We start from the raw sequence: 23,803 nt of genomic DNA, 5'->3' as shown, positions 1-23,803 counted from the left end.
TTCACAGGATGGCCAAATTCCTTTATTTACGGCGCATCACGAACTCCACCGAGTGTTTGCCGGTTAACGCCTGCTTCCGGGCCTTCAGGCTGATGCGTGTTACATACTCGCCCCACACCGGTGATAAGCGGCCGTCTTTTATTTCCTGTTGTTCCGCAGTTGCTTCAAATAAGGTAGGATCGTAGGTCAGTAACAGGTCAGCTGTGCTGCCTTTCAGTAAAATCCTCCCTGGCGTATGGATATCGGCATCCAGGCTGGTCATAAAATGCAGCAGGAAGGGCTCCTTCCAATCTTTCAACTGGTATGTTTCTGATAACTGCAGTGAAGTTTTGGCGGGGTTGAATGTAAAGGTGCGCTTCCAGGATTGCACCATAGCTGCCTCGGGATACGCCGCGGCAATGTCCATACTCAGCTTGTTACGGCTGTATTGCACAGCAGTAGCCTGGAACTGCCGGCCATCGCGTTGCTGAACACCGTTGATAGTAGGACAGTTATGCCATTGCGATTGCATAAACCATAGCTTATAGCGGTCGGCACTGAATGTTTGCTTTGTATAAGTGCCTACGCCCACATCAATAATGGCGGGTTTCCCATCCATGTACAGCACAAAATTCCCCACGTCGTTGTGATTATGGCTTTCTGCATTATGTCCGCCCTGTGCGGCAAAGAACAAGCCTTTGGATACGCCGGCTTCTGAGCGAAGGGACAATACCTGCAAATCCGGGAGCCAGTTTTCAGCGGTATAAGGGGCTGCTGCTTTAGCAGATAACAGGGCGTTGCGAAGTTCCACGTTATACACAAAGAAAGCCAGGGAAGGCGTCTTCACCCTGTTGGTGTCGGGGCTCTCCAGCCTTGAGAGATAAGCGGCGAAGTTGACCAGCAATGGATCATGAAAGGCTGCTCCGAATAAATACACCGTATGTGCGGGCGGAATGGTGCTGGCAGAAGCATCTGCAAAATTCACAAACCGGCTGCTGTCCACATGCATTTTATAAATGTAGGCCCCAATGCGGTGAATCAGTTCATTGTTGCTCCAGCTCAGCTGGTGTGCAGAAGCACTGTTCAGCAAATCGATAAATTCAATGAGTTTACCTCCTGCATGTCCCCAATAGGTAGGTCCTTCATCGCAGCCGCCATCCTCCGGATAGCCGTTCACGAAATTATCCGCGCTGCGGATCGTTTTCTCAATTACTTTATTTCGTATATCCGTTTCATTTATACCCAGTAACGCAGTTTGTAAAACATTGGTATTGATCCAGATATTCCAGTTATTCACGCTGCGGCCGGCCCATCCCATCCACCAGAAATCGGTCCGTTTCAGGTAAGGCTCCACAATGCGGTGTTGTAGTTCATAGGTGATCCGCTTATTTACTACCGGGGAAAATTTATCCAGCTGATCGTGCAGCAGGAACTGTGCCCAGCTCAGTGTGGCGGCAGTTTCCCCTGCAAACAGGTCTACCACCGGCTCTTCAGGGTCCGGCAGATCGCTGCCTGCTTTCTGTGCCCCGATATGTGCCGGCAATACCCAGGTGCTTTCTTCCAGGATCAGCCATAAACCATTTACGATTTGCGGTATATACTTTCCTTTCCCCTCCACCAGTTCTCCTGCCACTAATGCCGCTAATACCTTCCGGCGTTCAAACTGTGCATTTTCAAAATTTACGCGGTTGCCATTATCACGGTATTGCAGGTATAAAGTAGCCGGCAATGAAGGCCAGCTGAACGATAAATTTTTATCCGCTTCCTTCAGCAATATGGCCCTGCTGGCGGCCGGCAGGCCGGCAATTTGTTCCACGATGGATTTATATCGTTGCTGCCTCCATTGCACAATATTTTTAAATGCAGCATCACTACCTTTCTGCCTGTATTCTTCGTACAAATAATTTCTTGTTTTACCAGCATCCTGGGCACCAACGTTGCCGCCTATACTAATACCTGAAAAGAGCAATACCGTGCATACCAGTTTTTTAACGTGCATTTGACATTTATTTTTAATAAGATATAAGCAGGACGGAATTATAGGCTAAGGTGTGGAGAGGCACTGTCATGTATTTGTTACAATACTGTCATTCATTGTTCACCTGGTGCTTACTTTCAAACGGAATCGTGCCGCCTCCGGTAAATAGTGCCCATACCGGCATCTTTAAAAATATTACCTCTTCTCCCATGGAATTTACTAGTTTCATCGCCGGAAACCCGCGCCGGTGAATCAAAAATATCAAAATATACCAGAATTACAAACGTTTGCATAAACATTACCGGATAACTACCTGCTCCTATCCGGCCGGTGAAATCCTACTGATAGCCGATTAACAATTTATAATTCATTCCTGACCTGCTCCCATAAGGTGTTCCAGCGGTATAATCAAATAGTCAAAATCTTATCATGGATTAACATTTTACTATCACCAGCCGGAGCAGTTATTTACTACTTTAGCTCCTATGAACGCTTATTTACAAATTCATCCTGACGATAATGTGCTGGTAGCCTTACAGGATATACCGGTAGGAACCGATATCTCATTTAACGGACATAACATTCAACTGCAACAAAATATTTCTGCTAAACATAAATTCCTGGTAAATGATATCCGTGAAGGGGATCCCATCACGATGTATGGCGTGCTGGTGGGCAAAGCCAGCAAAAGCATCAGGAGGGGAGAAACCATTACCACGGAAAATGTGATCCATGATGCCAACGCATTTCATGAAAAAGACAGCTCCCTGGAATGGCAGGCGCCCGATGTGAGTAAATGGAAAACCCGCACCTTTATGGGCTACCACCGGGCCGATGGCCAGGTAGGCACCCGTAATTACTGGCTGGTAATTCCATTGGTTTTTTGTGAAAACAGGAATGTAAGTGTAATTAAAACTGCCTTCGAAAAGGGTCTTGGTTTTTCTCCTGCCGAAGTATACAACGAACAGGTAACAGACCTGGTTTCGCTTTACAAAAGCGGTGACCTGGAAGCCATTAAAAACTACGAGGCAGGCGCACTAACGGAAACGAGTAAACGTAACGTAGTTTTCCCGAATATTGACGGTATCAAATTCCTCACCCATGAGGGAGGCTGCGGAGGAACCCGCCAGGACTCAGACGCTTTATGTGCCCTGCTGGCCGGTTATATTCATCACTCCAATGTTGCCGGAGCCACTATTCTTAGCCTGGGATGCCAACATGCGCAGGTATCTATCCTCCAGGAATCACTGAAAAAGCTCAACCCGGCCTTTAACAAGCCGGTATTGGTATACGAACAGCAGAAAAGTGCTTCCGAATTTGCGATGCTGTCTGCCGCCATCAAAGACACGTTCCTGGCGCTGGTGGAAGCCAATAAGCTGACCCGCAAGCCAAGCCCGCTCTCCAAACTGGTCATCGGACTCGAATGCGGGGGCTCTGACGGATTTTCCGGCATTTCGGCTAACCCGGCCGTAGGTCATACCTCCGACCTCCTGGTAGCGCTGGGCGGCACTTCCATTCTTTCTGAATTCCCTGAACTCTGCGGCGTGGAACAGGAACTGATTAACCGCTGCCAGACAGAAGAAATTTCCGATAAATTCATCCGCATTATGCGCATATATGAAAACCAGGCCCAGTCAGTGGGTTCCGGTTTTTATATGAACCCTTCTCCGGGAAATATCAAAGACGGCCTCGTTACAGATGCCATCAAATCTGCCGGGGCAGCTAAAAAAGGCGGCACCTCCCCGGTTACAGACGTACTGGATTATACAGAATATGTCACCAAACCCGGTCTGAACCTGCTTTGCACGCCTGGTAACGATGTTGAATCCACTTCAGCAGAAGTTGGTTCCGGCGCTAACGTGGTGTTGTTTACCACGGGCCTCGGCACGCCTACCGGCAACCCGATTGCACCGGTAGTAAAACTGGCCACCAATACCAAACTGGCCACCCGCATGAAAGATATCATCGACATCAACACCGGTACTATCATCAGCGGCGAACAAACCATTGCCGGCATGGGAGAAGAAATCCTGGAATACGTTATCCGTACCGCCAGCGGCGAAGTGCATACAAAGGCCGAGCAGCTTAACCAGGACGATTTTATTCCATGGAAACGGGGAGTTTCTTTGTAGCGAAGGTTGTCTTACTCAGGATTACGCTGATTAAGCTGATTACTTTGATTTTGTCTTTTTGATTTTATTTTGATTTTACTTTTGATTTGTGAATTAAGAGAGATACTAAGCGAATAATTTTTGATACTCATAAGAATAAAAACAAACGTCCGGACATCTGCCCGGACGTTTTCTATTTAAAGGAATTTACAATTCTTTCTTACTCTTATTAAATCTTATAAATCAAAATAAAATCAAAAAGACAAAATCAAAGTAATCAGCTTAATCAGTGTAATCCTGAGTAAGACAAAATCCGCTTAGTTCAGGTTAACCGCCTCCATTTTAGGGGCAAAGAAGTGCATTACGGTCCAGGCTACCAGGTAGGCTAAAGCGCAAATGGTGAATAGGATATTGTAGCCAATACCAATGTTGCCGATTAATTTATAATGATCCAGCATAGCGCCGATCAGCATGGGAAACAGCGTACCGCCAATAGATCCGGCCATACCACCGATACCCACTACAGAACTTACCGCCCGTTTAGGGAACATATCAGATGCAGTGGTGAATATAGTGGCGGACCATGCCTGGTGTGCTGCGGTAGCCAGGCTGATCAATGCAATAGCGAACCATACATTATTGGAATACTGTATAAGCATAATAGGCAATACACAAAGCGCAAAGATCAACATAGACACTTTACGGGCTTTGAAAACCGGCCAACCGGATTTGATCAGGTGGGAAGATAACCATCCGCCACCGATGCTGCCAAAGCTGGTAATGGAATAGATGATGATTACCGGCAGACCCAGCGTTTCTTTCATATTTACATGGAAAATAGATTCCAGGTAACCTGGTAACCAGAACAGGAAAAACCACCATACGGGGTCTGTCAGTAGTTTTCCAAATATGAAAGCCCATGTTTGCCTGATACCCAGGAGTTTACTCCATTTAATGGGTTTGGGTTTCAGTTCTTCCACTTCCTGGTCGGAATGGATATGATCAAATTCTGCTTTGGATAATTTCTTGTGACGGGCAGGAATTTCATAATAGATCCACCAGAATATCAACCAGATAAAACCGATGGCGCCGGTCCATACAAAAGCATTTCTCCAGCCATGATTGCTGGCCAGCCAGTATACCATAGCCGGTCCTATAACAGCCGCAATATTGGAACCTGAGTTAAAAATGCCTGTAGCCAGTGCCCGCTCCTTTTTTGGAAACCATTCCGCGGTGGCTTTAATAGCCGCAGGGAAGTTACCCGCTTCACTCACACCCAGGATAGATCTTACCACACCAAAACCCAGCGTGGAACGCACCAGTCCATGTGCCATCGCCGACAGGCTCCATACCACAATAGATACCGCGTATCCCAGTTTGGAACCTATCTTATCTACCAATGCGCCAAAGAAAAGCAAGCCAATCGCGTAGGAAGCGGAAAATGCCATTACCAGGTTGCTGTACGCCGTTTCCGACCAGTTAAACTCGGCTGATAAATCAGTTTTAAGCAATCCTAATATCTGTCTGTCTATATAATTAATGGTTGTAGCAACAAATAAAAGTGCACATACCCTCCAGCGATACTTACCTAAAGTTGTGGAATTCATTACGGTTTATTTGGAATTTATAAAGTGCATAAGTTACTTCTTAGCCCTGAGAAATGCAAACGTTTGCACTATTTTATCTTTCAGCGCGCCCCAGTCCTTACTTTCAATCAGGGACTTAGACAGCAAATTAGACCCCATTCCCACGCATACCACGCCGGCATCAAACCAGGCATCCATACTAATACGAGTAGGTTCTACACCGCCTGTAGGCATAAACTTCAGTTGCGGGAACAGCGGCTTAATGGAATTTACATAGCCCGGTCCGAGTACATTACCCGGAAACAGCTTCACCAGCCGGGCGCCATTCTTTTCGGCAACAGCAATTTCGGTAGGCGTCATACAGCCGGGAATCCAGGTAATGCTTTCAGCACTGCAATATGTAGCCGTTTCCGGATCGGTTACGGGACAAACGATAAAGTCGGCGCCCATACCGGTATATACTGCGGCATCTGATGCGTTTTTAATAGTTCCGATACCCAGGTACAAATCCGGCATGGCAGCCAGTTTCCTGTCGCGCAGGGTAGCAAAGTTCTTTCGTGCATTTTCTCCCCTGCTGGTAAATTCAAATACCCGTAAGCCGCCATCATAACAGGCTTGCAGTACTTCCAGGCAAACATTTTCATCATCATGATAAAAAACCGGAATAATCCCGCTTTGCTCAAATGCTGCTATAATTGTATCAGGACTTGGTGCCATATGCTATATCAGTTTTATTATTTCTTTCTCAGAGGTAGTATTAAAATCTCCCATCACAAAAAATTTGGAATACGCGGCAGCGGCGGCAAAGGAAATGATCTGCTGATCGTCCAGTCCCTGCAGCTGTGCATGTATTAACCCGGCCATGAAGCAGTCTCCGCTACCTACGCGATCCACCACGTCATTGGTATCATATTCACGGGAAATACTCATCTGTCCTTCGTTATAGTAAAAAGCGTAGTACAAATTATGAGTAGGAGCATTGCTGAAACGGAAAGTGAACGCCACCCGCTTGCAACGCTTATACGTAGCAGTGATTTCTGCTGCTACCTTTTCTGCCTGTTGCAGGTAGGTGTCCTTGCTATTGGCTTCCAGCGCAGCTGTATCCAGTACGGTATCCAGCATGTTATTGGCTGCCCAGATGTTGCCCATGATTACATCACAGTACTGCACCAGCTCCGGCATCACATCCACCGGCTTTTTCCCATACTGCCATAGCTTGCTGCGGTAGTTAAGATCCGTGGAAATGATCAACCCCTTCCGGGTAGCCGCTTCCAATACTTCCTTGCAAACTGCGGCTGCATCGGGGTTTAAGGCGGGCGTAATAGCGCTCCAGTGAAACCATTCGGCATCACCAAGCAAACTGTCCCAATCAACCGTGCCGGGGGCTATCTGGCTGAAAGACGACCATGCCCTGTCGTACACCACTTCTGCATGTTTAAGGTCGCTGCCCTGTGCCAGGTAATAAATACCAATGCGCGCGCCGCCCCACAATACCCTGTCGGTATGGATACCGCGGTTACTCAGTTGCTCCAGCACGTCTTTCGACAGGCCGTTTTCAGGCACTTTGCTGATATAGGCCACTTCTGTGCCCCAGTTGGCCAATGCAGCGGCAACGTTGGCTTCCGCACCGCCTACGTAAATGGCGGCAGTATTTTGTGCCAGCTGCGGCGACAAGCGTAATAATATTTCTCCGAATGTGATAACTTTTACCGGCTTCATTAGAATCCAAAATATGCTTTTGCGTTATAGTAACATATATCCTGTACCATTTTCCCTAACCAGGCAATATCATTTGGCAGCTCTCCCTGCTCCACATCGTTGCCGATCAGGTTACACAAAATACGGCGAAAATATTCATGGCGGGAATAAGACAGAAAACTTCTGGAATCGGTTAGCATTCCTACAAACCGGCTCAGCAGGCCCATGTTGCTTAATACGTTCATCTGCTTTTCCATACCGTCTTTCTGATCCAGAAACCACCACCCGGAACCATACTGGATTTTACCGGCAACGGTGCCATCCTGGAAGTTGCCTGCCATAGTCGCAAAAACTTCGTTGTAAGAAGGGTTGAGGTTATACACTACTGTCTTTGTTAACTTATCTTTCTTATCCAGTGCATCTAAAAATGCGCTCATGGCTTCCGCAACGCGCCAGTCGCCGATAGAATCCACACCTGCATCTGCCCCTACCCGTTGCAGCAGGCGGGAATTATTATTACGGATAGCGCCTACGTGAAACTGTTGTGTCCATTCCCGTTCGTGGTTCCACTCGCAAACAGCCAGCAGGATCGCCGTTTTAAACTGTGCATTCTCGTAAGGCGTTGCTGCGCGATGGTCTCGGGTATTATTGAAAATAGTGTCCAGTTCCTTTCCGGTAGCCGGTGAAAAATAAAAGGTGCTGATGCCATGATCACTCAGGCGGCAGCCGGCTTCATGAAAATAGGTATGCCGGCTATGTAATGCTTCTATGAGATCATCGAACCTGGTGATTTCTTTATTGGTAACTGCCGCCAGCTCGTTAATAAAACGGTTGAACACCCCGGGATTGTCCACTGCCATGGCCCTGTCGGGGCGGAAGGTAGGCAGCACCCGTGTGCCGAAAGGCTTATTGGCAATAGCACGGTGGTGTTCCAGCGAATCTACCGGGTCGTCGGTTGTGCACAGCGTGTCTACTTTATAATGTTGCAGGAGTGTTTGTGTGGATAACCGGGGTAATTGTGCATTACAGTCGTGGTATATCTTCTCCGCCGTTTTTTCATTAAGCAGGTCCGTTACACCAAAAGGATTCTTTAATTCCATGTGCGACCAATGATACAACGGATTCCGCATGGTATACGGCGTAGTAGCTGCCCAATGGCGAAATTTCGTATAGTCGTCGGCGGGGCCGGTAATAAACTCTTCCGGTACGCCATTGGCACGCATGGCCCGCCATTTATAATGGTCTCCTTTCAGCCAGATGGCATACAGGTTGGCAAATGTTTTATTCCCTGCTATTTCGTCCGGTGGCAGGTGGTTATGATAATCTATCACCGGCATGGACGCGGCGTAATCAAAATATAATCGTTTAGCCGTTTCCGTTTTTAATAAAAAATCTTCAGACAGAAATTCCTTCATAACATGATTAATTTTTGAGCAGCTGCGATTGAATAAATGCTTTCACGCCGTTGCTTTTCAGCATTTTTAAGATCCCGGCCACCTGTTCAGCAAAACCGGGAATGGCCGACAGATCTGTTTCCCATAAACGTTTATCACTGCAGATCCCGGTTACCATATCGCTTATATTGGTGTGATCACGCCACCAGGCGGCAAAAACCGTGGCGTTATCATCGGTAATGACATATTCCTCCCCGTTCCTGCTGCCGTAATATTTACCGGCTTCTTCCCTCGCCGGCTGCAGGAACAGCAGCATGGCGGCGAAGCCCAGGCACAGATGAGGCGGGAGCGCTTTGTATTTTTCGTAGTAACGTACCAGTGTGCGCACGTTGCGCGCATTCATCTTGGAACTTTCCTGGAACGTGATGCTGATGAGCTTATGCGCAATAAACGGATTGGCAAAACGATCGAGCACTTCCGGTGCAAACGCGGCGGCCGTAGGACAAGCCTCTTCAATGGTAGGCAGTATTTCCCGGAGCACGACTTCTTTGAAGAAATGACTCATATAATCGTCCTGCATGCACTCGTATACGGTGTTGAGGCCCGACAGGAAAGCCAATGGCACTGCCGCGGTATGACTACCGTTCAGTAACCGGAGCTTCTGTTCACGGAACGGGGTGATGCTGGGCTCAATCAACATTCTTTCATCTGCCTTATAAAAAGATAATACGGAACGGGTACGTTCATTCCCTTCTATGGCCCACAACAGATAGGGTTCTACTTCTATCCATAATTTATCGGTGTACCCGGCCTTTTGTTCAATTTCCGCCAGGTTACGGGGTTTACCGGGAACGATCCTGTCGACCAGGGAATTGCAGAATTGATTATCCTGCTGGATCCACGTGATAAATGCCGGCGGCAGTTCATTATAGGCGGCCAATTGCAATACAATATCTTTTAAAAGGCGGCCATTGTCTACCACCAGTTCCGTGGGTACAATGACGAAGCCGGTATTGGCGCTACCTTTAAAAAAGGTAAACCGCTCCCACAGCACCGCCAGCAATTTGCCCGGGAAGGAGGCTGGTACGCCGTCTGCTATTTTTTCCGGAACATATTGGATTCCTACTTCTGTGGTATTGGAGATAATTGTTTGTAAAGCGGGCTGATGAACCGCAGCTAATATTTCCTGCCATTCTGCATTCGATTGCAAAACCCGGCTAATAGCGGCGTTGATCAGCACCTGATCTACCAGTTCTCCCTGGGAAACACCTTTGATATGGGTGGTAAACAGGCTATCCTGACTGGAAAAATCAATGGTATCGCCATCGGTCGATTTCACTACCACAATCCTTCCTTCGTAAATTCCCTGGCGGTTGGCTTTATCTACAAGGTAGTCTACTAAACCGCGTAAAAGCACGCCGGTACCGAATTGAAGGATCTTTTCCGGGAAGGTGAATGTTTTTTCATGAACGCCGGAATCCTGGTTTTTAAATATAAGCTCTTTGTTTAATATAGGTAGCATTGCGACTAATTTATGCTAAAAGGTGGCTAAAACTAATAAATATATAATTCACAACTAACAATTTATAGTGTTTCGGAAAATAATCGCCAAAACTTGTTAAAATTATACCAGGGATATAATTAGAATCAATCCCGCCATTGTCAGGATCAATAAAGCACAGATGGCCGTTGGCTTAAATTTAAGTAATTTTGTTGCTCTAAACTTTTATAAATGAGCAAGCATGGTAAAGTGCTGGTAGCCATGAGTGGTGGTATTGACAGCACTGTTACAGCGCTGATGCTGCATGAACAGGGGTATGACGTGGTGGGCATCACCATGAAAACCTGGGATTATGCATCTGCTGGTTCCAGTAAAAAGGAAACCGGCTGCTGTAACCTGGATTCTTTTAACGACGCCCGCGCGGCAGCGGTGCATCACGGCTTCCCACACTTTGTGCTGGACATCCGTGATGAATTTGGTGATTTTGTAGTGAATAATTTTGTCGAGGAATATATCGCAGGACGTACGCCTAACCCGTGCGTACTGTGCAATACCCATATAAAATGGCGCGCACTGATGAAACGTGCAGACGCAATGGATTGTGAGTTTATTGCGACTGGTCACTATGGCCAGATCCGTCAGCACGACAATGGCCGCTATGTAATCAGCAAAGGCCTGGATGAAACCAAGGACCAAAGCTATGTGCTGTGGGGCATTCAACAGGATGTACTGGCCCGCACAATTCTTCCTTTAGGCAAATACCGTAAAACACAAATACGCCAGATGGCCTTTGATTTCGGTTATCCCGAACTGGCTAAAAAAGCAGAAAGCTATGAGATATGCTTTGTGCCGGATAACGACTACCGCGGTTTTCTGAAAAGAAAAGTAGCCGGACTGGAAGAAAGAGTAAACGGCGGCAATTTTGTGCTGGCAGACGGCACGATCGTTGGCCATCACAAGGGTTACCCCTTCTATACCGTTGGGCAGCGTAAAGGGCTTGATATCGCCCTCGGACGTCCTGTTTTTGTAACGGAGATTATTCCCGAAACCAACACCGTGGTGTTAGGTAATGAAGATGAATTACAGAGAAGCGAAATGTTTGTAAGCGGCATTAACATGGGTAAATACGATACCATTCCAGATGGCATGGAAGCGGTTACCAAGATCCGCTATAAAGATAAAGGCGCGCTGAGTAACCTGTACAATGAAAACGGACAGGTAAAAGTAAGCTTCTACGAAAGTGTGAAAGGCATAGCCCCGGGCCAGTCGGCTGTTTTTTATGAAGGCGACGATGTAGTTGGCGGAGGAATTATCCAGCGGACGATGCCGGTTTTGTAAAAATTAATTTCATAAAAAAGGGTGGGAAGACAAATCTTCCCACCCTTTTTTTATCTTCAAAAACTAAGACAATCTTACTGCATACATGGTATCCGCGCCCTTGTCGTATCCGGCAATTACGCCTCCTTCCTGCTTCCGCAGATCACTGATCTCTTCTATATATTTCACCACTTCTTCATTCTCCTGTTTAAAAACAGAGCAGGTGATATAGATCAGCGAGCCTCCTTTTTTTACAAATGGCGCTACATTATGAGCAATCTTTTTCTGTAACTGCTGGTATTTCCCGATCTCCTCTTTTTTAAAGAAGGAGATGCTTTCCGGGGTACGGCCCCAGGTACCGGAGCCGCTGCAGGGCGCATCCAGGATGATGCCATCAAACTGCTGACTTCCCATAGAAGCAGGAAAGTTTTCTGCTGTAAGATCTGCCACACGTGCTTCAAAATGCTTGACCCCTGCTATCGCAAAACGTTGCTGCAGATTTTCCAGGATAGATCTTCTCACATCAGATACCAGTAATTGTACACCGGGCTGCTGGTCTTTCAGCAAGATGGATTTACCACCGCTGGCAGCACAGCAGTCCCACCAACGCTGCTGCTTCTGCGGATGGAATAATTCACCGGTCTGCTGACTGGAAGCGTCCTGCACCTCGTACCAGCTTTTTTCCGGTACCACTACTTCTATTTTAGTGCCGTTGGGCAATGCCAGGGTAGTATTATTGGGAAACAGTTCATACGGAATGGCTGCCTTATCCAATAATGACAATACTTTATCGAGCTTATTATTGCGCACGCGGATAAATAACCGCGGCTGCTTTAAGACAGTATAGGCGTATGCGTTAGCATCTATTCCGTCCGACAGGTCGGGCAGAAACGGAAAAAGTGTATCAGGAGTTAAAGGAACAGGCAGCAGCGCTGCTTTATCAGTCAGCGGCGATGTGATCTGCTGGTTCCAGGCAGGGCGGATCGCTGCCAGGAAATCATTCGGTGTGGTTTCGCAAAGAAACGCGCCGGTAATGATCCGTTCGCTTACAGAAAGGCTTTTACCCCAGCTTCCGAGGCGGAAGTAATGATATACCAGCTGTGAAATCCAGCGCCGGTCGCGGCCTCCCATGTAGGGATGTTCCTTGAAAAAAGATTTCAGGAAATGGTGTAATGGCAGGCTGCCCTGGTAGGCGCCGATAATTTTTTCTGCGGATGCTAAATAATTTTCCCAACGGGTCATACGCGAAGATAAGGGCTAATATTGACGCGGTGGTGATCGCACAAAAAAATCCGGCCTGATAACAGACCGGATTTTATTTTATTTTCTCAGCTGAAACTAGAGTTTCAGCAATGCTTTCAGCGGATCTTTACCGAACAGCAATTGTTCAGGATTTTCCAGCATTTCTTTTACTCTTACAAGGAAGCTCACTGATTCGCGGCCATCGATAATACGGTGGTCGTAGCTCAGCGCCAGATACATCATCGGGCGGATCACCACCTGGCCGTTGATGGCCATGGGGCGGTCCTGGATTTTGTGCATACCCAGGATAGCGGATTGCGGGATATTGATGATAGGTGTGCTCATCAGGGAACCGAAAACACCACCGTTGGTGATGGTGAAAGTACCACCGGTCATTTCAGGCATGGTCAGTTTGTTGTCGCGGGCTTTGGTAGCCAGTTCCACTACTGCTTTTTCAATACCTGCCATATCCAGGCTTTCTGCATTGCGGATCACCGGTACTACCAGTCCTTTCGGAGCCGATACCGCGATAGAGATATCGCAGTAGTCGTGGTACACCAGTTCTTCTCCGTCGATATAAGCATTTACAGAAGGGAATTCCTGTAAAGCGAAGCAGCATGCTTTGGTAAAGAAGCTCATAAAGCCGAGGTTTACCTCATGCTGCTTTTTGAATACTTCTTTATACTTAGCACGCAGCGCCATAATTTCTGTCATATCTACCTCGTTGAAGGTAGTTAGCATGGCCGTTGTATTTTTCGCTTCCACCAGGCGGCGGGAAACGGTTTTACGCAGGTTGCTCATTTTTTCCGCGGCGTTCGGCACGGGTAAACATTTCCTGACCTATTGCCACGCCTGGATTTTGCAGGGCGGCATATACGTCGTCTTTCATGATCTTGCCATGAGCGCCGGAGCCTTTGATGCTGGAAGGATCCACATGTTTATCGGCAATCACTGCGGCAGCTACCGGGGATGCTTTCACATCATTCGGGATGCTGGTAACAGGCGCCTGTTGCGGTTGTGGAGCAGCTTTGGCGGGTTGTGCGGCGGGAGCGGCTGCCGGTGCGGCTTTGCCTGCCGGTCTGCCAACACTGGTATCAATTTTACAGGCAACGTCGCCTATTTTTAACGTATCGCCTTCTTTGGCTACGGTAATCAGTGCGCCGGCTTCTTCTGCATTCAGTTCGAAGGTGGCTTTTTCTGATTCCAGTTCACATACCACTTCATCACGCTCTACATAATCACCATTATTCTTCAGCCACTTTACCAGTGTTACTTCACTAATAGATTCTCCTACTGTAGGCACTTTCATTTCAATCGTCCCTTTATTTGCTGCAGGTGCTGCCGGTGCGGCTTCTGCCGGAGCAGGTGCAGGAGCTGCTGCTGCTGGTGCAGCGGGTTCAGCTGCCGGTGCGGCGCCGGTTGCTGGTGCAGCGGCGTCTGTATCGATGCTACAGGCTACATCACCAATCTTCAAAGTAGCTCCTTCCTGAGCTGCGGCGGCAATTTTGAGAACGCCCGCCTTTTCTGCATTCAGTTCGAAGGTGGCTTTCTCAGATTCCATTTCACACAATACCTCGTCCTGCTGAACATAATCTCCGTCTTTTTTCAACCACTTTGCAATTGTTACCTCGCTAATAGATTCTCCTACCGTAGGGACTTTGATTTCGATAACCATATTTAATCAGTTGATGGTGATACCAGGTTTTGCATTTAGCGGTTAGCCCTTAGCTTAACGTAAAACCCCGTTATTCTGTTTATACTTTGAATTTCTTTAGATGTTAAAAGCCGTGTCAATGATCTGTTGCTGCTCACGGGCATGAACTTTCGCATAACCGGTTGCTGTGGAAGCGCTCGGGTTGCGGCTGATAACACCATAATTGATCTGTTTCAGGTTCATTTGCAGGAATGCTGCAGCGCCCATGTTCAGTGGTTCTTCCTGTACCCAGAAGAAGGTAGCTCCTTTATACTTCTGCGCGATGGCTTCCAGTTGTTTAACCGGCAGCGGATACAGTTGTTCCAGGCGAACAATCGCTACATCTTTGCGATCGTCTTTCGCCTGTTTGTCACTCAGATCAAAATACATTTTACCGGAGCACAGTAATACTTTCTTCACTACAGCGGCGTCGTCGATAAACGGATCATCCAGTACTTCCTTAAAGCCACCCTGTGTAAATTCCTGCATGGCGGAATAAGCGCCCACGTGACGCAGATTCGCTTTTGGAGAGAAGTTGATGAGTGGTTTGCGGAACTGCCAGGTTAACTGGCGGCGTAACGCATGGAAGAAGTTGGCAGCAGTAGTAATATTGGTGATCACCATATTTTCTTCTGCGCATTGTTGTAAGAAGCGTTCCGGGCGGGCATTGGAGTGATCCGGTCCGCCGCCTTCATAACCATGAGGCAGCAGCATTACCAGGCCATTCTGTGTAGTCCATTTCTGTTCTGCACTGCTGATGTACTGATCAATCACTGTTTGCGCACCGTTTACAAAGTCGCCGTACTGTGCTTCCCATAATACCAGGTTATTAGGATTAGCCATGGCATAGCCATATTCAAAGCCTAATACCCCATATTCGCTCAATAACGAGTTATAAATTCTGAATTTACCCTGGTTTTCCTGGAAATGACTGAGACGGCTATACGTTTCATTGGTATTTTCATCAAACAACACCGCATGACGGTGGGAAAATGTACCACGTTTTACGTCTTCCCCGCTCATTCTTACGTCTTTTCCTTCGATCAGGAGGCTGGCATATGCCAGCAGTTCACCGGTTGCCCAGTCCACCTTGCCTTCTTCCTGGTAGAGTTTTATTTTGTCCTGCAGCAGTTTGCTCACTTTACGCAGTGGCACAAAGCTTTCAGGCCATTTCATAAGGCCGTCGAACAGCCGTTTAAAATCTTCTTCTTTAATAGCGGTTACCGGGGAAGCCTCAAAGTCTTGCGGGGTGGCTTTGCGCAGCGCCTGCCACCACTGCTCCGGTTTCTGGCTTACATAAGGCAGCGGATGTTGTTTTACATCATCCAGGCGGGCCTGTAAATCGTCCCAGAAGCCTTTTTCCATTTCTTTGGCCAGCGCCTGTGCTTCAGATTCTCCGTTGTTCAGGAGGAACTGGGTATATACTTCCCGCGGATTCGCGTGTTTTTCAATCAGGGCGTAGAGGCTCGGCTGTGTAAACTTAGGCTCATCGCCTTCGTTGTGGCCATGTTTGCGGTAGCAAACCATGTCGATGAACACATCTTCGTTAAATTCCTGGCGGTAGCGGGCAGCGAGCTGGGATACTTTCACCACTGCTTCTGCATCGTCGCCGTTTTACATGGAATACTGGAGCCTGTACAATAGATGCAACGCTGGTACAGTAGTCTGACGAGCGGGCATCATCAAAATCGGTGGTAAAGCCGATCTGGTTATTGATTACAAAGTGAATGGAACCACCTACGTAGTATCCTTTCAGTTTGCTCATTTGTTCCACTTCATACACAATCCCCTGGCCGGCAACGGCAGCGTCGCCATGAATGAGGATAGGGAGTATTTTGTCGTAATCGCTGTTGTAGATCACGTCTGCTTTACTGCGTGCAAACCCCACAACGATCGGGTCCACCACTTCCAGGTGGGAAGGGTTGGGCATCAGTTGCAGGTTAACGGGTTTGCCGCCGGGAGTGGTTACCTGTGAGCGGAAGCCGAGGTGATATTTCACGTCGCCGCTACCCATGGTCATATCCGGTACGGCGAGGCCTTCAAATTCATTAAAGATCTGTTCGTAGGTTTTACCCAGGATATTGGCCAGTACGTTTAAACGGCCACGGTGGGCCATTCCTATCACGGATTCCTGTACGCCATATTCTGCGGCTACGTTAATGATCGCATCCAGCGCCGGAATGGTGGATTCTCCTCCTTCCAGGCCAAAACGCTTCTGTCCGATATATTTTGTGTGAAGAAACTTTTCAAAAATAACGCCCTGGTTGAGCTTCTGCAGGATGCGTTTGCGCTGTTCCAGCGACAACGGTTGCAGCATGATCGACTCAAACTCTTTCTCCATCCACTTCGCTTTATCGCGGTCGTTGATGTAAGTGTATTGAAGTCCTACGGAACCGGCGTAGATCTGCTGCAGGTAGGCAACGATCTTCTCCAGGGTGGTTTTACCCACGCCAATGGTGGTTCCGGCGTAAAATTCTGTTTTAAGATCAGCGTCCCCTAATCCGAAACTGGCGAGGTCCAGGTTGGCCTTGCGGTCTTTTCTTTCACGGATGGGGTTGGTTTTAGCAATTAAATGGCCTTTTTTGCGATACGCCTGTATCAGGCGGTACACGCCCAGTTCTTTCGCCAGCTGGTCGTCGTTCACAGGCAACGAAGTGCTGCCCCCTGCCACCGGCGCTGTTGTTGCCGCCTTGCCGTTTACGTTGGATACTGCAAAATCAAATCCTTCGAAAAATTTAACCCAATCCGGGTCTACAGAGTTGGGATCTTTGCGGAAATCCTGGTATAACGATTCAATGTAAGCAGGATGTGAGTTAGTGACGAATGAGAAGTCCTTCATTTACAACGAGTTTTGCTGATCTTCAGTTCAAATACTTTTCTGTTGATCCCAATATATTAATATATGGGATTGCAAATATCGCTCGTTTTTCGATACGCTGGTTGGAAAAAATGAGAAAAAATCAACTGATTATCTGTGATAAAAGGTGCTTATATTTGTAGCTCACCGGAAAAACTAGATTTAGTTTGTTTTGTAAAGGGAATATAGTTACCTTTGCCGTCCGAAACTTGAAATTTGAAAAATGGCAAACCATAAAGCAACAAAGAAAGACGTACGTCAAAGCAGAAAGCGTAATGAGCGTAACCGTTACTATGGTAAAACTACCCGTAACGCCATCCGTGACCTGAAAGCAGTTACCGATAAAGCAACAGCGGAGAAAGATTTAACTGAGGTAGCTTCTATGCTTGATAAGCTGGCTAAACGTAACGTTATTCACAAGAACAAAGCTGCAAATCTGAAAAGCAAGCTGGCTAAGAGAGTATTAGCTCTGGCTTAATTGCTTCAGTAACAATATTTATAGCTCTTCCTCGAAAAGGAAGGGCTTTTTGTTTTTCCATTTATCAAGACGATGAAAAAGATACTCCTGCTGCTGACCGCCCTGTTTCCCCTGCTCTCTTCTGCGCAGGATTTCACCACGCGGTATGAAAAAACCAATGGCCGGGAAACCGCCACTTACACTGAAGTGATCCGGTTTTACGAACAGCTCGCCAAAAGCTTCCCGCAAATCCATATACAAACCGTTGGCGCCACCGATGCCGGATTCCCCCTGCACCTGGTTACCTACTCCCCCGGCCGGAATTTCGACTTTAAAAGCCTTCACCGGCAAAATAAACGGGTTATCCTCATCAATAACGGTATCCATCCCGGGGAACCAGATGGCATAGACGCCAGTATGATGCTCCTCCGCGACCTTGCACAGGGGAAAATCCATCTCCCGGAAAATATTATACTCGCTGTAATCCCCGTATATAATATCGGCGGAATGTTGAACCGCTCCCCCTGGTACCGGGTAGACCAGAACGGACCCGATGCCTTCGGGTCCCGCGGCAATGCCCAGAACCTGGATCTTAACCGCGACTTCATCAAAGCCGATTCAAAAAACGCCCTCGCCTTCCAGCAAATCTATCACCTCACCGATCCGGATGTATTTGTGGATAATCATGTGAGCAACGGCGCCGACTATCAGCATATCATGACCCTGCTCACTACCCAGCACAATAAACTCGGCGGACCAATGGGCGAATTCATGAACAAAACATTTGAACCCGGATTATACGCCCTTATGAAAAATAAAGGTTACGACCTCGTTCCTTATGTAAATCACTTTGGTGAAACGCCCGACAGCGGCTGGGTAGAATTTGCCGACGCTCCCCGCTACTCCACCGGCTATACTACCCTCTTCCATACCTTCGGTTTTGTACCGGAAACACATATGCTGAAACCCTATCCATTACGCGTAAAGGCAACTTACGCCCTGATGGAATGCTTTATTAGTTTTACTGCGACCCACAGCGAAGAGATTAAACACCTGCGCGAACAGGCAAAGCAAACTGCTCTTACACAAAAAACATTTCCGCTCGCCTGGGAGTTTGATATGAACAAATACAGCCTGATCACTTTCGGTGGCTTTGCTTCCGGGCACAAACCCAGTGATATTTCCAGCCTACCCAGGTTGTACTACGACCGCTCGAAACCCTACACCAGGCAGGTGAAATTTTATAACTACGCCAACGAAGAAAACTTTGTGGAAAAACCGCAGGCCTATATTATTCCACAAGGCTGGTGGGCGGTAATTAACCTGCTTAAAAATAACCAGGTAAAAATGCAGCCACTGCAACACGATACTACCATCCTCGTAGAAGTATACCACATTGCCGACTTCCAGAGCTACACCAAACCGTTTGAAAAGCATTATCTGCACACCAATATTAAAGTAACCAGCAGTAAAGATTCCATCAGGTTCCGCAAAGGAGATTACTACATTCCCATGAATCAGAACGCCAACCGTTTCCTGATAGAAACACTGGAACCCACCGGTGGCGATTCGTTTTTTGCCTGGAACTTTTTTGATGCCATCCTCGGACAAAAAGAAGGATATTCTTCCTATGTTTTTGAAGATACCGGTGCTGAATATCTGAAACAACATCCGGAGCTGCAGGAATTGTTAGCTAATAAAAAGGCTACCGATACCTCATTTGCAAACAGTGCCAGTGCGCAACTGAATTTTGTGTTTAAAAATTCACCTTATGCAGAGCCGGAATTCATGCGTTATCCGGTGTACCGAGTGCGATAAAATATTATCAGCTATAAAGGCGGAGATATAAGCAGGGCTTATGTCTCCGCCTTTTTTTATGCATGCTGTTCATGATAATGAACGGATCATTTCACCCCTGAATAAAATGAACGGTTTTTTATTGGAACATACTTTAAATTCGTCCGCGTTTAAATGTTTTTCGTACAGGATTTAAAACAAAACATTGTTCGAAGCAGATACATTGCTGCAAGGCTCGCAAATCAGGAGCAATTAAAACTCTATTTCAAAATTGGACAAATGCTTTCCGAGAAAATAAATGCGGAGAACTGGGGAGCAAAAGTAATAGAACAAATAGCTATAGATCTTCAACAATCATTGCCAGGTCTCAGAGGATTCTCCGCCAGTAGCCTGAAAAGGATGCGGCAGTTTTCCGACCTCTACGGGAAGTTTGTAATTGGCCCATCAGTGATGGGCCAATTACAAACTTCCTTTTATAGCATAAGTTTTACACATCACAACCGTATTCTTGAAAAATGTTCCAGCGAAAATGAACGTTTGTTTTATATCTTTCAGGCCGCGGAACAATTCTGGTCAGTAAGAGAATTAGAACATCAAATTAACGCCAATCTTTTCAAACACCAGGGCAATATGCCCCACAACTTCAATAAAACACTGCCGGAAAATATCAAATCCAAAGCACTGGAAGTATTTAAAGACGAATACCTCATCGACTTTGTTAATATTAATGAAGATGATGATGAAGGCATCCTTGAAAACGAAATAGTGAACAACATCAGGAAGTTTATTATGAGTATGGGAAAAGGATATTCCTTTATTGGCAATCAATATAAACTGGAAGTAAACAACAATGAATTCTTTGTAGATCTGCTCTTCTATAACCGGCACCTGCAATGCCTTGTGGCGATTGAACTTAAACGTAAAAAGTTTAAACCTGAATATACCGGTCAGCTGAACTTTTATCTGAATGTGCTGGATGATAAAGTAAAGCTGCTACACGAAAATCCAAGCATCGGCATTGTGCTCTGCAAACAGAAAGACAATATGGTGGTAGATTATGCTATCAAATCTATCGATAAAGCAATGAGTGTAGGCACCTATACACATTATCAGGCCAATAGTATACCTGAAAACATGAAAGAATTTTTACCTAATGCTGAAGCACTAGGCAAATGCTATAAAAAAGTTAATTAACAACTCATTTTAATAATCCCAAAATAACTGCAGTTCCCGTCTACACGTTATCATTCTTCCTTTACAACAAAATCTCTCATATAAAACCATTATCAAAATGAAATTTAACCATCTGCTTAACAGCATTGAAACCACACATGTACATTTCCAGGAAGTAGCTGCCAAAGCCATTAATCGTTCCCTTACTATCCGTAACTGGATGATTGGATGCTATATTGTAGAGTATGAACAAAAAGGTGTAAACAGGGCCAGATATGGCGCACAATTATTGGAACAGATTTCAAAAGCGTTACCGATGCTAAAACTATCCCCTACAAACTTAAAGTTGTGCAGGCAATTCTATCAGTATTATCCTCAGATTAACTCTGAAATCTCAGTCGAATTAAAAACAGTGCTTTTCAAATTCATCAGTCAATGGCAGATGAATTTGAAAAAATTAACATGCGAATTCGTCAGTCAGTGACTGACGAATTACAATCAACTGATAGTCAATTAAATAGAATTCGTCATACAGTATCTGATGAATTGGGAACTTCAAATAATCCAATTGACCCTTTTGCGCCAGGTGATAATCCACCGATCGGTATTTTATTGGTTACCAATAAAGATGAGGCACTTGCTGAATATGCCATTCCTTCGGGAATGGACCAGCAAATGTTCATCTCCACTTATGCAGTACAGCTCCCTACCAAAGAACAGTTACAGCAGTTCCTGGCGGGTGAATTGAGAAGATGTGAAAGCTAAACCCTTTCCAGTTTCAGCATGACATGCTGTTCCCCGTAAAAATGATTGTAAAAAAGAAGAGAATGCACAGGCGCAGACAACTGCTCCGTACCGGGAAACCAGGCCACGGGTATTTGCTGCGCTTTGATAATCTGCGCGGCCAACCATAATCCGAACGCCCCGGCGGTGTCATATTCACCGCAAAGATGCTTGAACGGCAACTGTGGTATGCCAGGAAAACACTGATCCAGCTCCTGGTAAAAATGTTCGTAGTTACTGTCGCCATTACGGCCGGTAATGATCAGGTCAGGAGGGGTGATAAAGGCTTTCAGTGCGGCAGACAATTTCTCCCCGGTTGGTTTGTACAGCATCCTGAAGTCGGCAATAGACGCGTAACTCTGCGGTGTAGGCGTGCCCGCTAGTGTGAAGAAAGTAGCGCCTTCTCCGGCAATGCTGCCGGGGGAGAGATGACGGTACAATTCCCGGTTGTCGGTGGGCTGGTCTTTCCAGAAACCGATCCGGCTTTTGATATAAAAATGTTCTTTTGTAATTTCTTCGAATGCGCCGGTAAGCGTGTGCGTGGCGCCTTCCTGCAACAGCATCATACTGTCCAGCAAAGCATTTTCAAAGGAAAAACCCCGGTGTACAAAAGTGTTGTTGTAAGCGGTACACTTTTGCTGCAATGCAATTAATCCATTCACAGAATTGTAAGTAGATTGAATAAAAGGAGTGGGATTCAGGGCTGTTTCCTTGTATTCGGCAATCTCTTTGATAAACTTTTCCGTGTCTTGTAAACTGCCTTTGCCGGTACCGGTAACAATAGGGCCTGGTGTGGTGATACCACTTTCCTGGATGCATTTAAGTGCAGCGGTCAGTCCCATTTTAAGCACCCTTGTCATACGACGCAGGCTGTTGCCGGGAATGAATGGCTTATAATCGGGTTCAATACAGGCAAGCAGATTACTATCTGTATGTGCCAGCTGTGCCGAAAAAATATCCCCTTCAAAAGTTGGCTGCGGGGAGATGGCCGCCATTGCTTGTATGTAACACTTACCCTTCATATTTGCTGATCACCAGGGAAGCATTGTTGCCCCCAAAGCCGAATGAGTTTGAAATAACATGATTTACCGGGTATCCTTCCATCAGGGTGGTAACCGGACTAATATTCAATTCCTCCATTCTTTCAGAGAAATTGAGATTGGGAAATATTATCCCATGTTGAATGGCCAGTATGGAATAGATGGCTTCTATTGCGCCTGCTGCAGCCAGCGTATGTCCTGTAAAAGGCTTGGTAGAACTGAACAGGGGCACTTTATCGCCGAATAAGCGTTCCAGCGCCTTTCCTTCGGAAACATCGTTATTCAGCGTGGCAGTGCCATGTACATTGATATAAGATACTTCTTCCATTGAGCACCCGCTCATAGCGAGGGCCATTTTCATGGCCTCATAGGCGCCGTCGCCATCCGGTGAAGGAGACGTGGGGTGGAATGCCTCGTTAGTATTACAGTATCCGCTTAGCTCTGCCAGGATGCGGCTGTTGTTGGCCCTGGCAAAAGATTCACTTTCAAGTACGAGGTAAGCCGCGCCTTCGCCCAGGTTCAAGCCGGTGCGTTGCTGATCAAAGGGACGGCAAAACTGCTTATCCACATTTTTCAGGGAATTGAATCCATTCAGTGTAAAACGGGTAAGCGCTTCAGTGCCGCCGCATACCATCCGTGGTAACATCCCCAGCTTAATCATGCGTGCACCAAACATCAGCGCGTTGGCAGAAGAGGAACAGGCAGTGCTGATGGTAGCAATATGTTCACTGAACCCTACGGTGTCGGCTATACGCTGCGTGCAATCCGCACAATCCAGCGTATCTATATATTGTAAAAAGGAACCTGTCTTTTCAGGATTGATAATGTCAAAATATAACTTCTCGGTATCGCACATACCTCCTACGGTACTGGCGTTAATAAAGCCTGTAGGGGCCGATTGAACATCCGTAATGCCGGCATCCTGCAAGGCTTCCCGCATAGCTGCCAGTCCGAGTAAAGTGGTACGTGTATACCCTTCCTTTACCGGTACACCGGCCAATGCAAACAAGGCATCGCTGGCATGTTTTACTTCTGCAACAGGCAGCACATTTTTGTAGATGGTATCAATGTAGTTGCTGTAACCCAGTCCACTTTGCTGTAACCGCAGATGGTGCAAGTTTCCGGCTACATTATCACCAATGGCGGTGATCATTCCTATCCCTGTTATAAACACTCTTTCCGCCATGTAGCCAGTTT

Annotated in this window: 20 protein-coding genes; 7 read left to right on the top strand and 13 right to left on the bottom strand. The window is 46.7% G+C overall.

Translation table 11 applies throughout. The features are described 5' to 3' along the window. Positions 1 to 22: 22 nt before the first annotated feature. Positions 23 to 1,978 (bottom strand): heparinase II/III domain-containing protein, encoded by a 1,956-nt coding sequence (locus QFZ51_RS08260; RefSeq protein ID WP_429044970.1) that lies wholly within the window; start codon positions 1,976 to 1,978, stop codon positions 23 to 25. A 464-nt stretch (positions 1,979 to 2,442) separates the two neighbouring features. On the opposite strand from QFZ51_RS08260, the gene QFZ51_RS08255 reads away from it, so the two are divergent. Continuing rightward, entirely contained in the window at positions 2,443 to 4,089 is a 1,647-nt protein-coding gene (locus tag QFZ51_RS08255) for a UxaA family hydrolase (protein ID WP_429044968.1), read from the top strand. A 296-nt stretch (positions 4,090 to 4,385) separates the two neighbouring features. On the opposite strand, the gene QFZ51_RS08250 is transcribed toward QFZ51_RS08255, so the two are convergent. Genes QFZ51_RS08250 through QFZ51_RS08230 form a run of 5 tightly spaced genes read right to left on the bottom strand, consistent with a single transcriptional unit; the run spans position 4,386 to position 10,268 of the window. After that, the gene (locus QFZ51_RS08250; protein WP_429044966.1) at positions 4,386 to 5,675 is read right to left on the bottom strand and encodes an MFS transporter; all 1,290 of its coding nucleotides are present in this window, start codon (positions 5,673 to 5,675) and stop codon (positions 4,386 to 4,388) included. A 33-nt stretch (positions 5,676 to 5,708) separates the two neighbouring features. Then, on the bottom strand, positions 5,709 to 6,371 hold the full coding sequence (locus tag QFZ51_RS08245; RefSeq protein ID WP_429044964.1) for a bifunctional 4-hydroxy-2-oxoglutarate aldolase/2-dehydro-3-deoxy-phosphogluconate aldolase: 663 nt from the start codon (positions 6,369 to 6,371) through the stop codon (positions 5,709 to 5,711). Positions 6,372 to 6,374: 3 nt separating this feature from the next. Next, the gene (locus QFZ51_RS08240; protein WP_429044962.1) at positions 6,375 to 7,373 is read right to left on the bottom strand and encodes a PfkB family carbohydrate kinase; all 999 of its coding nucleotides are present in this window, start codon (positions 7,371 to 7,373) and stop codon (positions 6,375 to 6,377) included. Further along, positions 7,373 to 8,767 (bottom strand): glucuronate isomerase, encoded by a 1,395-nt coding sequence (gene uxaC, locus QFZ51_RS08235; RefSeq protein ID WP_429044960.1) that lies wholly within the window; start codon positions 8,765 to 8,767, stop codon positions 7,373 to 7,375. The genes QFZ51_RS08240 and uxaC overlap by 1 nt, the downstream gene beginning before the upstream one ends. 7 nt (positions 8,768 to 8,774) lie before the next feature. Continuing rightward, a complete protein-coding gene (locus QFZ51_RS08230) occupies positions 8,775 to 10,268 on the bottom strand; it encodes a tagaturonate reductase (protein ID WP_429044959.1) in 1,494 nt (497 codons plus the stop codon). 210 nt (positions 10,269 to 10,478) lie between these two features. On the opposite strand from QFZ51_RS08230, the gene mnmA reads away from it, so the two are divergent. Beyond that, the gene (gene mnmA, locus QFZ51_RS08225; RefSeq protein ID WP_429044957.1) at positions 10,479 to 11,585 is read left to right on the top strand and encodes a tRNA 2-thiouridine(34) synthase MnmA; all 1,107 of its coding nucleotides are present in this window, start codon (positions 10,479 to 10,481) and stop codon (positions 11,583 to 11,585) included. Between the two features lie 63 nt (positions 11,586 to 11,648). Here mnmA and QFZ51_RS08220 read toward each other — a convergent pair whose 3' ends face one another. From QFZ51_RS08220 to QFZ51_RS08200, 5 genes are all read right to left on the bottom strand, one after another. After that, a complete protein-coding gene (locus QFZ51_RS08220; RefSeq protein WP_429044955.1) occupies positions 11,649 to 12,806 on the bottom strand; it encodes an Fmu (Sun) domain-containing protein in 1,158 nt (385 codons plus the stop codon). A 96-nt stretch (positions 12,807 to 12,902) separates the two neighbouring features. Beyond that, positions 12,903 to 13,628: a dihydrolipoyllysine-residue succinyltransferase gene (gene sucB, locus QFZ51_RS08215; protein WP_429044954.1), complete on the bottom strand. Its 726-nt coding sequence runs from the start codon at positions 13,626 to 13,628 to the stop codon at positions 12,903 to 12,905. After that, positions 13,591 to 14,481, bottom strand: coding sequence for a biotin/lipoyl-containing protein (locus QFZ51_RS08210; protein WP_429044952.1), 891 nt, complete (start codon positions 14,479 to 14,481; stop codon positions 13,591 to 13,593). The genes sucB and QFZ51_RS08210 overlap by 38 nt, the downstream gene beginning before the upstream one ends. 96 nt (positions 14,482 to 14,577) lie before the next feature. Continuing rightward, positions 14,578 to 16,092, bottom strand: a complete 1,515-nt coding sequence (locus QFZ51_RS08205; protein WP_429044951.1) for a thiamine pyrophosphate-dependent enzyme — start codon at positions 16,090 to 16,092, stop codon at positions 14,578 to 14,580. Next, positions 16,046 to 17,338: a thiamine pyrophosphate-dependent enzyme gene (locus QFZ51_RS08200; RefSeq protein WP_429044949.1), complete on the bottom strand. Its 1,293-nt coding sequence runs from the start codon at positions 17,336 to 17,338 to the stop codon at positions 16,046 to 16,048. The genes QFZ51_RS08205 and QFZ51_RS08200 overlap by 47 nt, the downstream gene beginning before the upstream one ends. A gap of 241 nt (positions 17,339 to 17,579) precedes the next feature. Between QFZ51_RS08200 and rpsT the strand changes: the two genes are divergently transcribed. The 5 genes from rpsT (at position 17,580) to QFZ51_RS08175 (ending at position 21,548) form a co-directional block, all read left to right on the top strand. After that, the gene (rpsT, locus tag QFZ51_RS08195) at positions 17,580 to 17,834 is read left to right on the top strand and encodes a 30S ribosomal protein S20 (RefSeq protein ID WP_079469282.1); all 255 of its coding nucleotides are present in this window, start codon (positions 17,580 to 17,582) and stop codon (positions 17,832 to 17,834) included. Between the two features lie 72 nt (positions 17,835 to 17,906). Continuing rightward, positions 17,907 to 19,631, top strand: a complete 1,725-nt coding sequence (locus QFZ51_RS08190; RefSeq protein ID WP_429044947.1) for a M14 family metallopeptidase — start codon at positions 17,907 to 17,909, stop codon at positions 19,629 to 19,631. A gap of 153 nt (positions 19,632 to 19,784) precedes the next feature. Next, positions 19,785 to 20,804 (top strand): PDDEXK nuclease domain-containing protein, encoded by a 1,020-nt coding sequence (locus QFZ51_RS08185; RefSeq protein ID WP_429044946.1) that lies wholly within the window; start codon positions 19,785 to 19,787, stop codon positions 20,802 to 20,804. Between the two features lie 97 nt (positions 20,805 to 20,901). Next, positions 20,902 to 21,267 carry a DUF1016 N-terminal domain-containing protein gene (locus QFZ51_RS08180; protein ID WP_429044944.1) on the top strand — a complete coding sequence of 122 codons (366 nt, stop codon included), beginning with the start codon at positions 20,902 to 20,904 and terminating at the stop codon, positions 21,265 to 21,267. Next, on the top strand, positions 21,219 to 21,548 hold the full coding sequence (locus QFZ51_RS08175; protein WP_429044942.1) for a PDDEXK nuclease domain-containing protein: 330 nt from the start codon (positions 21,219 to 21,221) through the stop codon (positions 21,546 to 21,548). Before QFZ51_RS08180 ends, QFZ51_RS08175 begins: the two co-directional genes overlap by 49 nt. Here the strand turns inward: QFZ51_RS08175 and QFZ51_RS08170 are convergent. Further along, a complete protein-coding gene (locus tag QFZ51_RS08170; RefSeq protein WP_429044940.1) occupies positions 21,545 to 22,588 on the bottom strand; it encodes a beta-ketoacyl synthase chain length factor in 1,044 nt (347 codons plus the stop codon). The genes QFZ51_RS08175 and QFZ51_RS08170 overlap by 4 nt on opposite strands. Continuing rightward, the gene (locus QFZ51_RS08165; protein ID WP_429044939.1) at positions 22,578 to 23,792 is read right to left on the bottom strand and encodes a beta-ketoacyl-[acyl-carrier-protein] synthase family protein; all 1,215 of its coding nucleotides are present in this window, start codon (positions 23,790 to 23,792) and stop codon (positions 22,578 to 22,580) included. The genes QFZ51_RS08170 and QFZ51_RS08165 overlap by 11 nt, the downstream gene beginning before the upstream one ends. Positions 23,793 to 23,803: the final 11 nt, after the last annotated feature.

Source organism: Chitinophaga sp. W3I9, assembly GCF_050434025.1.
Lineage (GTDB): Bacteria > Bacteroidota > Bacteroidia > Chitinophagales > Chitinophagaceae > Chitinophaga.
The sequence above is the reverse complement of the archived record's forward strand: the minus strand, read 5'-3'. Positions and strand labels throughout refer to the sequence as shown.